Consider the following 14,717-nt stretch of genomic DNA (forward strand, 5'->3'; position numbering starts at 1 on the left):
AACCTGACGGAACCGTCCGCGTCCGGCTCATGGATGAAGGTGGCTCGTGAAGAAGCTCGTAGGTGCGTTTGGAGTGACGGCCGTCGCGGCGGCCCTGCTGATCGGGCCGTCGTCGGTGACGCGGGCCGAGAGCGCGCAGGTGCCCAACGTGGCGGTGGCCGGGAGCCCGGCCGTCGGGTCGACGCTGCAGGTCGTCCCCGCCGCGTGGGGCACGCCGCCCACGCGGCGCGTCTACGAGTGGCTGCGCGACGGCGAGGGCGACGTGCTGAGCAACGAGCCCACCTACACGCTGACCGACGACGACGTTGGCCACACGATGGTCGTGGTCGAGCGGGTGTGGTTCGGCACCACCGAGGACGAGACCTCGTCCGCGCCGGTGGTCGCCGCCGAGCCGTCCGCGCCCGTGGCGGCACCTGCTCCGGCCGAGGTGCTCGCCTCGGCCGTCAACGTCCGCCGTCCCACGGTCAAGGGCTCGCCCAAGGTCGGCAAGAAGCTCGCCGTCCGCTCCAAGGGCACGTGGACGGCACCGGGTCACCGGTTCACGTACCAGTGGCTGCGCAACGGCAAGGTCATCAAGAAGGCGACGAGGACGACGTACCGGCTCACAGCCAAGGACCGCCGCAAGAAGATCAGCGTGCGGGTCTCGGCCAGCCGGGCCGGGCTGCCGACCGTGTCGGCCACGAGCTCGAGGACCAAGGCCGTCCGGTGACCTCGGCCGCGCGGTGTGACCCACTGCGCAGGCGCTCGATGGAAGGTTTCGCGGGTCCAGGCACTTGAATGAACGTGTGACCGCCCTCGACACGAACACCCGCCCGCGCACGCGCCACGTCAGCCTGGCGCTGATCGCCCTCGCCCTCGGCGGCTTCGCGATCGGCACCACCGAGTTCATGACGATGGGGCTGCTCGAGGAGATCGCGGCGGGCATCGACCGCACCAACGCCGAGACGGGGCACATCATCACGGCCTACGCCTTCGGCGTCGTCGTGGGAGCACCCGTCATCGTGTCGCTGGGTGCCCGTCTGCCGAAGAAGGAGCTGGCCATCGGGCTGATCCTGGCGCTCGGCGTCGGCAACGCGATCACGGCCGTCGCGAGCGGCTACCTGCCCGTCATGGCGGCGCGGTTCGTCGCCGGTCTGCCGCACGGTGCCTACTTCGGCGTGGCCTCGTTGCTGGCCGCGTCGCTGGTGCGTCCCGAGCTGCGCGGCCGGGCGATCAGCTCGGTCATGCTGGGGCTGTCGGTGGCGACGGTGGCCGGCGTCCCTGCCAGCACCCTCCTGGGCCAGACCCTGGGGTGGCGCAGCGCGTACTGGGCCGTGCTGGTCATCGCGATCGCCGCGGCCGTCATGATCTTCGTGTTCGTCCCGCACTCGCCGGCCAACACCGACGCGTCGGTGCGCGGCGAGCTCGCGGCGCTCAAGCGTCCCCAGGTGCTGTTCGCGGTCTCCGCCGGCATGGTCGGATTCGGGGGCCTGTTCGCGATGTACAGCTACATCGCGCCGATGGTCACCAAGGTCATGGACCTCTCGGACGCGTGGGTCGCCGCGTTCACGCTGGCCTTCGGCATCGGATCGGTGCTGGGCTCGTGGGGAGCCGGCATCCTGGCCGACTGGGACGTCGAGCGTTCGGTCGTCGGCGGGTTCATCGCCACGGCGCTGGTGCTCGTGGCCTTCTACTACTCGGCCCCCTACGTCGTCCCGGCTCTGCTGCTGGTCGTCGGGGTCGGTGCGCTCGGTTCGATCGTCGCGATCAACCTGCAGATCCGCCTGATGGACGCAGCGGGGGACGCCCAGATGCTGGGAGCGGCGCTCAACCACTCGGCCCTCAACATCGCCAACGGCCTCGGTGCCTTCTTCGGCTCGATCATCATCTCGGCCGGCTACGGCTACCGCGCCACCAGCTGGGTCGGCGTGGTGCTGGCGAGCCTTGGCCTGCTGATCTTCGTCGCGGGCATCGCCTTCCAGCGCCGGACGGCTGCGTCGTCGAGGCCGCTGACTCCTGTCGGCTGACGGGGTGACCCCGAAATCCGACACTCCACCCCGGATGCAACCGGGGTGGAGTGTCGGGTTCCTGTGCGAGGCCGTGCAGATTCCGGGGTGAACCTGGGAATCCACGCCCTCCCCGGAGCGGGGTCAGCTGCTGATGACGGTCTCGGCCCCGGCGCGGGGGCGCAGCCACACCTGGTCGCCCTCGTGCAGCTGCAGCGCCGTGGCCTCCGTGCGGGTCACGATGACCTGAACCGGGTCGGGGTGCAGCACGTCGTCCGGCGTGATCTCGAGCCGGATCTCGAAGCCGACCCGCGTCCACCGGGTGATGCGTCCCGTCGCCGTGGCGGCGTGCTCGTAGCGCGTGATGTCGATGTCGTGCGGCCGGATGAGCTTGTTGCCGAGACGGGTGACAGGTCCGAGGAACGACAGCACGAACTCGCTGGCCGGACGGTCGTAGAGGTCGTCGGGCGTGCCGATCTGCTCGATGCGGCCCTCGTTGATGACCACGAGGTTGTCGGAGACCTCGAGGGCCTCCTCCTGGTCGTGCGTGACGAACACCGTCGTGACGTGCACCTCGTCGTGCAGGCGGCGCAGCCACTCGCGCAGCTCCTTGCGCACCTTGGCGTCGAGCGCGCCGAACGGCTCGTCGAGCAGCAGCACGCTGGGCTCGATCGCGAGCGCCCGGGCCAGGGCCATGCGCTGCCGCTGCCCGCCCGAGAGCTGGGACGGCAGCCGGTGCGAGAACTGCTCGAGGTGCACGAGGCGCAGCAGCTCGGCGACCCGGCGCTTGACCTCGTCCTTGGGCTTCTTGCGGATCTCGAGGCCGAAGGCGACGTTCTTCTCGACCGTCATGTGCTTGAACGCGGCGTAGTGCTGGAACACGAAGCCCACGTTGCGCTTCTGCGCCGGCAGGCCGGTCGCGTCGAGGCCCTCGATCTCGATCGTCCCGCTGTCGGACGTCTCGAGGCCCGCGATGATGCGCAGCAGCGTCGACTTGCCGCCGCCGCTCGGACCGAGCAGCGCCGTCAGCTGTCCGCTGGGGATGCTGAGGTCGATGTCCTGCAGCGCCACGAAGTCGCCGAAGTTCTTGTTGACGCCCCGGATCTCGATGCTCATCGGTGATCAGTCCCCATCAGTGCTTCAGTCCCCATCAGTCTCGTCCTTGGGTCGAAGGATGGTCACGACGACGAGCGCCGCGACCGCGATCAGTGCGAGCAGGAACGACGTCGCGTACGCGGAGCCCTGCTCGAAGTCCTGGTACTTCTCCTCGACGACCAGGGTGGCCGTCTGGGTCTGCTGGGCGATGTTGCCCGACACGACCTTGACCGCGCCGAACTCGCCGAGGGCGCGGGCCAGGCTCAGCACGACGCCGTAGACGAGCGCCCACTTGATCGACGGCAGCGTGATGCGCCAGAACGTCTGCCACGGGCCGGCGCCGAGGCTCGTGGCGGCCTGCTCCTGCTCGGTGCCGATCTCCTGCAGCACCGGCACGATCTCGCGGATCACGAGCGGCAGGCTGACGAACGCGGTCGCCATGACGATGCCGGGGGTCGCGAAGGCGATCTGCAGGCCGGCGTCCTCGAGGGCCGGGCCGAACGTGCCGTTGTTGCCGCCGTAGGCGAGCAGCAGGGCCAGGCCGACCACGACGGGGGAGACCGACAGGGGCAGGTCGATCAGGGCCGACAGGACGCGGCGTCCCGGGAACTCGTAGCGCACGAGCAGCAGCGAGATGCCGACGCCGAAGACGGTGTTGATCGCGACGGCCCACAGGGCGACGACGACGGTGAGCTGCAACGCGTCGGTGACCACCGGATCGGTCAGGGCGGTCTGCAGGTTGTCGAGGCCGCCCTCGAACGTCTTCTGCACGACCAGCGCGACGGGCCAGATGACCAGCAGGAACAGATAGGCCACGACGATCAGCCGGCGGACGTACGTGCCGGCGGTGCGGGGCTCTGCGGCGCGGCTAGCCACGACGGGCCACCCAGCTCGACAGGACCTGGAGCAGGACGATCGCGGCCAGGGCGACCAGCAGCAGGATCGTCGCGACGGACGCGGCGGCGGCCTCGTTGCCGTTCTCGATGTAGGTCAGGATGCGCACCGACGCGACCTCCGTCTTGAGCGGCAGGTTGCCCGACAGCAGCACGAACGATCCGTACTCGCTGATCCCGCGCGCGAACGACAGCGCGGCACCGGCGGTGATCGCCGGCGCGAGGCTCGGCAGGATGATGCGGCGCAGCGTCGTGAACCGGCTGGCCCCGAGCGACGCGGCGGCCTCCTCGACGTCCCGGTCGAGCTCCATCAGCACGGGCTGCACCGTGCGGACCACGAAGGGCAGCGTCACGAACAGCAGGGCCAGGAACACCGAGCGGCCCGTGTTGGCGACGTTGATGCCCAGCGGGCTGTCCGGCCCGTAGAGGCTCAGCAGCACGAGGCCGGCGACGATCGTCGGCAGGGCGAACGGGATGTCGATGACGACCTCGAGCAGGCGCTTGCCCGGGAAGGTGTCGCGCACGAGCACCCACGCGATGAGCGTCCCCATGACGACGTTGATCGCCGTCACGTACAGGGCCTGCAGCACCGTGAGGCGCAGTGCCGCCGCGGTCTGCGGGTTGGTCAGCGTCTGGCGGAATGTCTCCCAGCCACCGTCGACCGACTGGATCACGACGAGGCACAGCGGGATCAGGACCAGGATGCTGAACCATGTCAACGCGATCCCCAGGCCGATGCCCGAGGACCGCGTCAGCGTGGACTGTCGCCTGCCCCGGGCACGGCGCCTACGCGCGGTGCCCGGGGCGAGGGAGGGTGCGTCGATCGTCACGACTTGCCGGAGGCCGCGATGATCTTGGTGATGATGCCGTCGTTCTCGTCGAAGAACTTCTTGTTGGTGGCCCCCCAGCCGCCGAAGGTCGTGTCGATCGTGGCGAGGTCGTCGATCGCCGGGAAGGGGTCGGACGGGTCGTTGGCGCCCTCGACGTCACCGACGTCGACGCCGCTGACGCCCTCGACGGGGCGGAAGCCGAACTGGGCGAAGATCTTCTGCCCGGCTGCGCTCTCGCCGAACGCCAGGAACTTCTTGGCGGCGGCGGGGGCCTTGGTCGTCACGGCACCCGGGTTCTGGATCAGGAGGTTCTTCTTCGGCACGACGTAGTCGATGTCCTCACCCTGCTGACGCGCGAAGATCGCCTCGTTCTCGTACGACAGCAGCACGTCGCCGGTGCCGCCCTGGAAGGCGGTGGTGGCGTCGCGACCGCTGCCCGGCAGCGCCTCGACGTTGGCGAAGACCTTCTTGAGGTACGCCTCGGCGTCGGCCTCGCTGGCACCGTTGGCGATCTGCTCCTGGTAGGCCGCCAGGATGTTCCAGCGGGCCGATCCCGAGGAGCCCGGATTGGGCGTCACGATGCCGATGCCGGGCTTGGCGAGATCGGCGAAGGACTGGATGTTCTTGGGGTTGCCCTTGCGCACGATGATCGACACGACCGAGGTCGACAGGATGCCCTTCGTCGCGGTCTGGTCCCAGTCCTTGGCGACGAGGCCCTCGTCGACGAGGCGCGTCGTGTCGGGGGTCAGTGAGAAGTGCGTGACATCGGCCTTGAGCCCGCTGACGACGGCGCGGCTCTGGTCGCCCGAGGCGCCGTACGACTCCCTGAACGTGATGCCCTTGCCGTCGGCCGTCTTCTCGAACGCCTTCTGCAGGGCACCGTCGGCCGCCTTGGGGACGGAGTAGGCGACCAGGGACAGCTGCGTCGAGCCGCCGGTGGTGTCGCTGCCTCCACCACACGCGCCCAGCACCGCGGCGCTCAGGGACACGGCGACGGCGGTCGCGACACGCTTGCGGGAGAAGATCCTCATGGTCGTTCCTCGGGGGGTCCAGGCACGCCACCGTGGCGCGCTTCGCACCTCAAACTAAGGGAGTCGCGGAGGCACTTCGGACGATCTCACGATGTGGGACATCCCGACACATCCTGAGATGGCGTCGCTCAGGAGGCGTTCGCCGCGCGCTTGCGGTGCCGGGCCAGCAGCTTGTCGATGACGATGCCGGCGAGCAGGGCGAAGACGATCGCACCCGCTGCACCCAGCAGCGGCTGGTCCTTGACCCACGAACCGGCGAGGAGCCCGACCAGCACGCAGTACGTCGCCCACGCCGTCGCGGCCATGACGGCGAGCGGGGCGAACCGGTGGTAGCGGAACCTCGTGGCACCCGCGGTGACGTTGACCGCGACGCGTCCGACCGGGATGAACCGGGCCGTCAGGATCAGGCTCGCGGCCCGCTTGTCGAGCTCGGCCTCCGCGCGCTCGATGAGCTCGACCGCCGCGGGGCGACGCAGGATCGCGAACCGGTCGGTGCCCAGCCACCGACCGACGCCGTAGGCGGCGTGGTCGCCGATGAGGGCACCGCCCACCGCGGCGAGGCCGAGCAGCACGAGGTCGGGTTGGCCCGACGAGGCCGAGAAGGCGGCCAGCGCCACGATCGCCGACTCGCTCGGGATCGGCGGGAAGAACGCGTCGACCGCCGCGAAGGCCAGCACGACCAGGTACACCCAGGGCGAGCCGGCCAGGCCGAGCACGAAGTCGCTGATGCCGTCGATCATGCGGTCCTCTCATCGGCTGCGGACCGGAGAAGGGCCCTCGTCGAGCCTACGGAGATCTGGAAACCGCGCGACTCAGGAACGGGTGAGGCCGATCTCGTTCACCGCGGGTTCACCCGGCTGCCCTACCGTCCCAGCGTGAGCACCGACTTCCTGGCACCCATCGGCATCGACCTGGCCAAGCTGCACGGCTACACCGTGGTCGACGTGGAGGACGACGATCCCGTCCTGCTCGACACGACCGGCCGCCCGGTCGACACCTGGCGCGACGGCTACCCGTACCCCTCCCGCATGGACGTGCGCGAGTACGACCTGCAGAAGCGGATGCTGCAGATCGAGCTGCTGAAGCTGCAGAACTGGATCAAGACCCGCGGTGAGCGCCTGGTCGTGGTCTTCGAAGGTCGTGACGCGGCGGGCAAGGGCGGAACGATCAAGCGCTTCACCGAGCACCTCAACCCTCGCGGGGCGCGGGTCGTGGCGCTCGAGAAGCCCAGCGAGCGCGAGTCGACCCAGTGGTACTTCCAGCGCTACGTGCAGCACCTGCCCGCCGCCGGCGAGATCGTGATGTTCGACCGGTCCTGGTACAACCGCGCCGGTGTCGAGCGGGTCATGGGCTTCTGCTCCGACGACCAGTACGACGAGTTCATGCGGCAGGTGCCGCAGTTCGAGCGGATGCTCGTCGGCGACGGCGTCCACCTCGTCAAGTTCTGGTTCTCGGTGTCGTCGGCCGAGCAGCGCACCCGCTTCGCGATTCGGCAGGTCGATCCCGTGAGGCAGTGGAAGCTGTCGCCGATGGACCTGGAGTCGCTCGACAAGTGGGAGGCGTACACCGCGGCGAAGGAGGCGATGTTCACGTTGACCGACACGCCCGACGCGCCGTGGACCGTCGTCAAGAGCAATGACAAGAAGCGCGCCCGGGTCGAGGCGATGCGGCACGTGCTGGCCCAGTTCGACTACGACAACCGTGACGACGAGATCGTGACCCGGGCCGATCCGCTGATCGTCGGTCCTGCGGCCGAGATCTTCAAGAACGCCGCGGACTAGTCGAAGACGACGGTGCGGCGGCCGTTGAGGAGCACGCGTGACTCGGCGTGCAGCTGCACGGCCCGCGAGAGGGTCTGCGCCTCGACGTCGCGGCCCGCGCGGGCCAGGTCGGCCGACGTGCGACGGTGGTCGACCCGCAGCACGCCCTGCTCGATGATCGGCCCCTCGTCGAGGTCGGCCGTGACGTAGTGGGCGGTCGCGCCGATGAGCTTGACCCCGCGGTCGTGCGCCTGCTGGTAAGGCCGCGCGCCCTTGAAGCTCGGCAGGAAGCTGTGGTGGATGTTGATGGCGCGGCCGTCGAGGCTGCGGCACAGGTCGTCCGACAGGATCTGCATGTAGCGCGCCAGCACGACCAGGTCGACGTCGAGCTCGGCGACCAGCTCGAGCAGCCGGGCCTCGGCGGCCGGCTTGTCGGCTGCGGGGACGTGGTGGAACGGCACGTCGTAGGACGTCGCGAGCCGCTCGAGGTCGCGGTGGTTCGACACGACGGCGGGGATCTCGATGTTGAGTGCCCCGGTGCTCTGGCGGTACAGCAGGTCGTTGAGGCAGTGCCCCTCCTTCGAGACCATGACGAGCGCCCGCAGCGGCTGCTCGGCCACCGTGAGGCGGTACATCATGGCGAGCTCGGTGGCCACCGGCTCGAAGCCGGCGCGTACCTCGTCGAGCCCGCGGGGCGCGGCGAAGTCGAAGTGGACGCGCAGGAAGAACTCCGCCACTTGGTCGGGCACTGGAGTCGTGTCGCTGAACTGCTGGCTGTCGAGCAGGTTGCCGCCCGACTCGGCGATCCAGCGGGTGACGGCGTAGACCAGACCGGGACGGTCGGGGCACGAGAGGGTCAGGACGAACGACGAGGGCACCCGACCACTCTAGGAGAGGGCCGGGTGCCCCCGCGGGCGGCTGACTGACTAGCGCTGCGGCTCGGCGACGGCCTCGGCGTCCTTCGTCGTGTTCCCGACCGGGGCCCCGCCGTGACCCGCGTGCGACGGCTTGGCCAGGAACAGCACCAGCACGATGCCGATCACGAACGCGACCACGGGCAGGTAGAGGGTCTGCGACATGGCATCGGAGAACGCTGTCTGCACGGGGGCCGGCATCGCGCCGGTCGCGCCCTGGCCGGCCTCGGTCGCGCCCTCGAGGCCGTTGGCCGTGAGGCGGGCCTGGATGAGGGCCGCGATCGCGGCGCTGCCGAGCACGGCACCGATCTGCCGGGTCGTGTTGTAGACGCCGGCACCCGATCCGGCCGACGACATCGGCAGGTTGCGGGTCGCGGTGGCGCTGAGCGGTGCCCACAGGCAGGCGTTGGAGACGCCGAACAGCGCCATCGGGAGGCACAGCTGCCACACCGGTGTCTCCGGCGCGATGAGCTGCGACAGCCAGAACATCGCGATCGCGGCGGTGCCGAACCCCACGACCGTGATGTTGCGGGGGTGCGTGCGGTCGACGAGCTTGCCGACGAACGGCGACAGCACCATCAGCACGACGGCCATGGGTGCCATCAGCAGGGCCGACTCCGTGGGGCTCCAGCCGCGGACGCCCTGGGCGTAGAAGAAGAACGGCAGCGACATCGACGTGATGGCGAGCGACACGAGCGCGATGCCGCCGTTGCCGAGAGAGAAGTTGCGGTCGCGGAACAGCCCGAGAGGTACGAGCGGCTCGGCCTTGATGCGGCTCTGCCACCAGATGAAGATGCCGAAGACGGCCACGCCGACGGCGATCAGCAGCGGGACGCTGATGATGCCCGTGATGGTGCCCCAGTCGTACTTCTCGCCCTCCTGGATGCCGAACACCACGAGGAACACGCCGACACCGCTCAGCGCCACGCCGAGCCAGTCGAAGGTGTGGCTGTGCGTCGGGAGCACCGGCACGAGACGGACGGCCAGGACGAAGCCGATGATGCCGACCGGGACGTTGACGATGAAGATCCACTCCCAGCCGAGCGAGTCGACGAGCACGCCGCCGAGAATCGGTCCGACGAGCGTCGCGACGCCGGCCGTCGCGCCCCACAGCGCCATAGCACTGCCCCGCTTGGCAGCGGGGAAGGTGCGGGTGATGACCGCCATGGTCTGCGGTGTGATGAGCGCGGCTCCGAAGCCCTGGACGACGCGGGCGACGATCAGCATCTCGATCGACCCGGTCAGACCGCACCAGAGCGAGGCGAGCGTGAAGATCGTGAGTCCGAGCAGGTACATGTTCTTGGGGCCGAAGCGGTCACCCAGTCGTCCCGTCACGAGCAGCGGCACGGCGTAGGCGAGCAGATAGGCGCTCGTGACCCAGATGACCGAGTTGTAGTCGGTGCCGAGGTCGTCGCGGATCGCCGGCGTCGCGACCGACACGATCGTGTTGTCGACGAGGATCATGAAGAAGCCGATGACCATGGCCCAGAGGGCGGGCCACGGGGACCGGTCGATGGAAGAGCCGGTGCCGGGGGGGAGGTCGGTCGTCATGGATGGTCGGGTTGCCATGTGAATTCCTTGGTCTCGATGCGGGTGACGAGGGTGCGGATCCAGTCGCGCTGGGTCGTGGTGGTGTGCAGCAGGTAGTCGCCGGCGAGGAGGTACGTCGGCTCGACGCCGCGGTCGCGGGCAGCGGTGAGCAGGCTGCCGAGGTCGGCGATCTCCTCGTCGAGCCTGTCGGCGTAGGTCGTGAGTGCTGCGGCAGCCTCGTCGGCCGGGATGTTGTGGGCCTCGCTGAGGGCGTGGGTGAACAGCGGGTACTCGCGGACGGGGGTCGTGATGAGCTCGGTGACGCGTTGCCGAAGGGCCGCCCTGCCCGGCTCGGTCAGCGCGTAGGTGGTGCGCTCGGGCCGGTTGCCCTCGCGCTCGGTGCCGGTGACCTCGACGAGCTCGTCGGCGTGGAGACGCTCGACCGCGTGGTAGAGCGAGCCGGGGCGCACCTTGACCATGCGGTCCTCGTGACGTTCCAGCAGCAGCTGGTACATCTCGTAGGGGTGCATGGGTCGCTCGGCCAGCAGGGCGAGGGCGGCGACGCCGAGCGGTTTCAACGTCATGCACCATCCTCGATGTTCCGAACGAACTATTCCAGCTGGAATATACGTGATGTGGTCTCGCGCTGCAACTATCGCGGCCGGGGACGACAGAATCGGGTCCTGTCCGCACCGGCGCGGACAGGACCCGATTCTCTCGTCAGCGCCTCAGCGCACGAGCTCGTAGCCGTTCAGGTCGTCGAACGATCCGTCACCGAGACGCTCGGCCACCCGCTGCGTGCCGAACAGCGTGAACCCGGCGGCGACCGCGACGGCGTTGCTCGCCGGGTTGTCGACCGCGGCGTGCAGGGCGAGCCGTCGGCGGTCGAGGCCGGCGGGGTCGAGAGCATGTGCCACGACCGTCCTGACGGCCTCGGTCATGAGTCCCCGGCCGCGCGCATCGGGGTGGAGCCAGTAGCCGATCTCGCCGTGGTCGCCGGCCAGGCCCAACAGGTCCATCACGGCGATGTTGCCGAGCAGCTGGTCGGTGGAGCGGTCTGCCACGGCCCACGTGGCCTTGGCGCCGGTCGCCGCCTGCCACGTGCAGTCGTCGACGTATCCCCGGGCCGTGGCCGTCGTGTACGGCTGGGGGAGGTTCGACAGGAAGTGCCGGCTCAGCGGGTCGGAGCACGCCTCGGCGATGCGCGGCAGATCGGCGTCGGTGAACGGACGCAGGCGAAGACGCTCGGACTCCAGGACCGTCGCCTCGGCCCACGGGCGGTGCGCGTAGGGGGCGTCGCCGAAGCGCAGCGAGCCCGTCCAGGCGTCGATGACCTGTCCGCGTTCGAGCAGCATGCCGGGCGTCGTGCCGTGCAGCGTGAAGCCCGTCGCGTGCGCGACCCGCAGCGACGGCTCGTTGCCGACGTGCGATCGCCAGTGCACGATCTCGACCCCGCCCTCCGTGAAGGACCAGTCGACGGCCAGCCGCACCGCGCGCGCCATGATCCCGCGGCCCCGCGCCCAGGGGTGCAGCGCGAAGCCGATGTCGGCGATGGGCTTCTGGCGCACGTCGACGTTGCCGGCGAACCGCGCGCGCCCGTCGTCGTCGATCGCCTCGATCGCCCAGCCGCGGTGCGTCCCGTCCTCCCAGCCGCGGGGCATCGCCGTGAACGCCAGCTGCTCGCTCATCGCGCGGGTGTGCGGATCGGGCACCGCGGTCCAGCGGACCATGTCGGGATCGGTCGCCATCTCGAACAGGCCGTCGACGTCGGACGGGACGTGTGCCCGGATCGTCACCTCGCCGTCGCTGAGGACGGGGACGACCAGGGGCCACCTCATCGGCTGGCGGCGCGGAACGGATCGGCGCGGTACACCCCGAGCACCGTGACGTCGGTCGTGAAGAAGGCGAGCTCCTCGAGCGCGCGCGCGAGCGGCAGGTCGTCGGGGTGGCCGTCGACCTCGGCCAGGAACTGCGTAGCGATGAACTCGCCACCCACCATGTAGCTCTCGAGCTTGGTCATGTTGACGCCGTTGGTCGCGAACCCGCCGAGCGCCTTGTAGAGCGCCGCGGGAAGATTGCGGACGTTGAAGATGAAGCTCGTGACGACCGGGCCGTCGTCGCTCGGGGCACGGACGGGATCGCGCGACAGCACGACGAAGCGGGTCGTGTTGTGGTCCTCGTCCTCGATGTCGGAGGCCAGCACGTCGAGGCCGTAGATGCTGGCTGCCAGCGGCGGGGAGATCGCCGCCTGGGTCGGGTCGCCGGCGTCGGCGATCTCGCGCGCCGCCCCCGCCGTGTCGCCGGCGATGACGGTAGTGAGCCCGTGCTGCTTGATGATCTTGCGGCACTGGCCCAGCGCGTGCACGTGGCTGCGCACCGTCGTGATCTGGTCGATCGTGGCACCGGGGACGCCCAGCAGGCTGAACTGGATGCGCAGGAAGTGCTCGGCGATGATGTGCAGGCCCGAGGTGGGCAGGAAGTGATGGATGTCGGCGACGCGACCGGCGATCGAGTTGTCGATCGGGATCATCGCGAGCTCGGCATCGCCGCCGGTGACCGCCGCGAAGACGTCCTCGAAGGACGCGCACGGCACGGTCTGCCAGTCGGGGTAGTGCTGCTTGCACACCAGGTCGGAGTTGGCGCCGGGCTCACCCTGGTAGGCGATGCGTCGAGAGGTCACGCGTCCAGTCTGGCACCGTCGGGACCGGCCCGGTGCGCGCCGTCTGCCGCATGGACCACGAAGACCTCGGGGCGCGTCCACTGGTGCAGGGCGTAGCGCGCCTCGACCTTCTCGCGCAGGGCCTGCACCTTCTCGGGAGCGACCAGCGCGATCGCGCTGCCCCCGAAGCCGCCACCCGTCATGCGGGCGCCGAGGGCACCTGCCTCGAGCGCCGCCTCGACCGCGACGTCGAGCTCGGGGCAGCTGACCTCGAAGTCGTCGCGCAACGAGGCATGCGAGGCCGTCAGGATCGTGCCGAGCTGCGGCCACGCGCGCCGGTTGACGGCCGTGAGGGCGCCGCGGACGCGGGCGGTCTCGGTGAGGACGTGCCGGGTGCGTGCCTTGAGGGTCTCGTCGGCCAGCATCACGGTGGCGTCGAGACCGGCCTGCGCGAGCCACTCGAGCCCCAGCTCGGCGGCGGCGCGCTCGCACTCCTCGCGCCGGGCTGCGTACTCGCCGTCTGCGAGGGCGTGGTGCGCACCCGTGGCGATGACGGCCAGCACGAGACCGTCGGCCTCCCACCCCAGCTCGACGGACGTCGTGGTGTGCGGCGTGACGGCGGTGTCGATCAGGACGCCGTGCGCCTCGGTGCCGTGCAGCACCGCCAGCTGGTCCATCAGGCCGACTGGCGCGCCGACGAAGCCGGCCTCGGCGTGCTGGGCGACCAGGGCCACCTCGGTGCGGTCGAGGCCCAGGTCGAACAGGTCACCGATGGCCGAGGCGACGCCGCACGTCGTGGCCGCCGACGACGACAGCCCCGCGCCCGACGGCAGGCGCGACTCGAGTACCAGGTCGGCGCCGGGTACGGCGTGACCTCGATCGAGCAGGGCCCAGATCGTGCCGGCGACGTACGACGCCCAGCCGTCGACGTCGCCCGGCTGCACCGTCACCGCGAACGACACCTTGCTGGCTCCGGCCAGGTCGCTCCACACGTTGACCGCGCCGTCGTCGCGGGCTCGGGCCTTGACCGTCACGCTGCGGTCGATCGCCAGGGGCAGCACGGGGCCACCGTTGTAGTCGAGGTGCTCGCCGATCAGGTTCACCCGGCCGGGCACGTCCCACCGGCACACGTCAGTCACTTGCGTGACACTACCGAGGCGTGCGCGGGGCGAAGCGCTCCATCCACCCCTGCGCCGCGGTGGAGCGCCGCGGCAGGGCCACCTCGAGGGGCAGCTTCGCGTCGGGAGCGAAGACGATCAGACGTCGGCGGGTGCCCCGGCACATGCGGCCCGGACCGTCGAAGCGCTTCAGGGAGCGGCTGCGGACCCACGAGCCCTCCGTCCACCGGCGTGGGCCCGACAGGCGGGTGACGACGTCGAGCGGCGCAGGTCCGCCCCTGCTGATGCGCAGGAGAAACCGGCCGTTGCCGTCGTCCCCCGGCAGGTTGGACGAGGAGCGGAGGTGGACGTCGGTGGTGCCGTGCGCGAGCAGCCACCCGCGCCAGCGTCGGGCGGCGACCCCGCCCCACACGCCCACCGCCAGCGCGACGAGCGCACCCATCGCCACCATGAACAGGGGGAAGTCGACCCAGAACGGGTGGTTGGCGTTGGAGGGGGTGCGGAACTCGCTGGGAGAGTCGGGGTCGTAGACGACGGTGATCCTCGATCCCTCGGGGTGGTGCTTGGGCGACTCGCCCTCCAAGGTGCCGCCGAACCGCTTCCCGTCGACCTCGTAGCTGACGTACAGGGTGTCGGGAAACTGGCGCATGCCGTTGCCGACGTAGCCACCCGTGACCGTCGCCGACGTCTCGACCCCGTCGCGCAGGGCGGCGTCGTCCTGGCGCAGGAGCACCGTCCAGATCGCGCCGACGACCAGCATGACGACGACCGCGCCGACGACCAGTCGGGACGCGCGGCGGACGTGAGCTCGCCACGCGGCCCGAACCGCGGGGTCGTGCCACGCGGCCATGTCGACGTCGTCCGAGGAGGGAACCGGCATGCGCACACGCTACGGCTCGCAG

At 70.1% G+C, this 14,717-nt stretch carries 15 protein-coding genes; 3 read left to right on the forward strand and 12 right to left on the reverse strand.

Annotation, left to right across the window (positions count from 1 at the left end; translation table 11 throughout):
• Positions 1-46 precede the first annotated feature (46 nt).
• Together JOF40_RS09955 and JOF40_RS09960 are read left to right on the forward strand one after the other, a co-directional pair.
• Positions 47-709 carry a hypothetical protein gene (locus JOF40_RS09955; protein ID WP_129185766.1) on the forward strand — a complete coding sequence of 221 codons (663 nt, stop codon included), beginning with the start codon at positions 47-49 and terminating at the stop codon, positions 707-709.
• A 76-nt stretch (positions 710-785) separates the two neighbouring features.
• Entirely contained in the window at positions 786-2,006 is a 1,221-nt protein-coding gene (locus JOF40_RS09960) for an MFS transporter (RefSeq protein WP_246152876.1), read from the forward strand.
• A 123-nt stretch (positions 2,007-2,129) separates the two neighbouring features.
• Here JOF40_RS09960 and JOF40_RS09965 read toward each other — a convergent pair whose 3' ends face one another.
• The 5 genes from JOF40_RS09965 to JOF40_RS09985 all read right to left on the reverse strand — a co-directional run bounded on the left by JOF40_RS09965 (position 2,130) and on the right by JOF40_RS09985 (position 6,574).
• Positions 2,130-3,101, reverse strand: coding sequence for a sulfate/molybdate ABC transporter ATP-binding protein (locus tag JOF40_RS09965; RefSeq protein WP_129185767.1), 972 nt, complete (start codon positions 3,099-3,101; stop codon positions 2,130-2,132).
• Positions 3,102-3,125: 24 nt separating this feature from the next.
• Positions 3,126-3,956: a sulfate ABC transporter permease gene (locus JOF40_RS09970; protein ID WP_129185768.1), complete on the reverse strand. Its 831-nt coding sequence runs from the start codon at positions 3,954-3,956 to the stop codon at positions 3,126-3,128.
• The gene (gene cysT, locus JOF40_RS09975) at positions 3,949-4,803 is read right to left on the reverse strand and encodes a sulfate ABC transporter permease subunit CysT (protein ID WP_372440727.1); all 855 of its coding nucleotides are present in this window, start codon (positions 4,801-4,803) and stop codon (positions 3,949-3,951) included. Before cysT ends, JOF40_RS09970 begins: the two co-directional genes overlap by 8 nt.
• Positions 4,800-5,834, reverse strand: coding sequence for a sulfate ABC transporter substrate-binding protein (locus JOF40_RS09980; protein ID WP_129185769.1), 1,035 nt, complete (start codon positions 5,832-5,834; stop codon positions 4,800-4,802). The genes cysT and JOF40_RS09980 overlap by 4 nt, the downstream gene beginning before the upstream one ends.
• Positions 5,835-5,962: 128 nt before the next feature.
• Positions 5,963-6,574: a DedA family protein gene (locus JOF40_RS09985; RefSeq protein WP_245343118.1), complete on the reverse strand. Its 612-nt coding sequence runs from the start codon at positions 6,572-6,574 to the stop codon at positions 5,963-5,965.
• A 135-nt stretch (positions 6,575-6,709) separates the two neighbouring features.
• Between JOF40_RS09985 and ppk2 the strand changes: the two genes are divergently transcribed.
• Entirely contained in the window at positions 6,710-7,615 is a 906-nt protein-coding gene (gene ppk2, locus JOF40_RS09990) for a polyphosphate kinase 2 (RefSeq protein WP_246152874.1), read from the forward strand.
• Here the strand turns inward: ppk2 and purU are convergent.
• The 7 genes from purU to JOF40_RS10025 form a co-directional block, all read right to left on the reverse strand.
• Entirely contained in the window at positions 7,612-8,472 is an 861-nt protein-coding gene (gene purU, locus JOF40_RS09995; protein ID WP_129185770.1) for a formyltetrahydrofolate deformylase, read from the reverse strand. The two genes, ppk2 and purU, sit on opposite strands and share 4 nt — an antisense overlap.
• 48 nt (positions 8,473-8,520) lie before the next feature.
• Positions 8,521-10,077, reverse strand: a complete 1,557-nt coding sequence (locus tag JOF40_RS10000; protein WP_245343119.1) for an MFS transporter — start codon at positions 10,075-10,077, stop codon at positions 8,521-8,523.
• On the reverse strand, positions 10,056-10,622 hold the full coding sequence (locus tag JOF40_RS10005; RefSeq protein ID WP_129185772.1) for a PadR family transcriptional regulator: 567 nt from the start codon (positions 10,620-10,622) through the stop codon (positions 10,056-10,058). The genes JOF40_RS10000 and JOF40_RS10005 overlap by 22 nt, the downstream gene beginning before the upstream one ends.
• A gap of 144 nt (positions 10,623-10,766) precedes the next feature.
• Entirely contained in the window at positions 10,767-11,876 is a 1,110-nt protein-coding gene (locus JOF40_RS10010; protein ID WP_129185773.1) for a GNAT family N-acetyltransferase, read from the reverse strand.
• Positions 11,873-12,718: a prephenate dehydratase gene (locus JOF40_RS10015; protein ID WP_129185774.1), complete on the reverse strand. Its 846-nt coding sequence runs from the start codon at positions 12,716-12,718 to the stop codon at positions 11,873-11,875. The genes JOF40_RS10010 and JOF40_RS10015 overlap by 4 nt, the downstream gene beginning before the upstream one ends.
• Positions 12,715-13,836, reverse strand: coding sequence for a galactokinase (galK, locus tag JOF40_RS10020; RefSeq protein WP_129185775.1), 1,122 nt, complete (start codon positions 13,834-13,836; stop codon positions 12,715-12,717). The genes JOF40_RS10015 and galK overlap by 4 nt, the downstream gene beginning before the upstream one ends.
• A gap of 10 nt (positions 13,837-13,846) precedes the next feature.
• Entirely contained in the window at positions 13,847-14,695 is an 849-nt protein-coding gene (locus JOF40_RS10025; protein WP_129185776.1) for a DUF3592 domain-containing protein, read from the reverse strand.
• Positions 14,696-14,717 lie beyond the last annotated feature (22 nt).

The organism is Aeromicrobium fastidiosum (genome assembly GCF_017876595.1).
Classification (GTDB): Bacteria; Actinomycetota; Actinomycetes; order Propionibacteriales; family Nocardioidaceae; genus Aeromicrobium; species Aeromicrobium fastidiosum.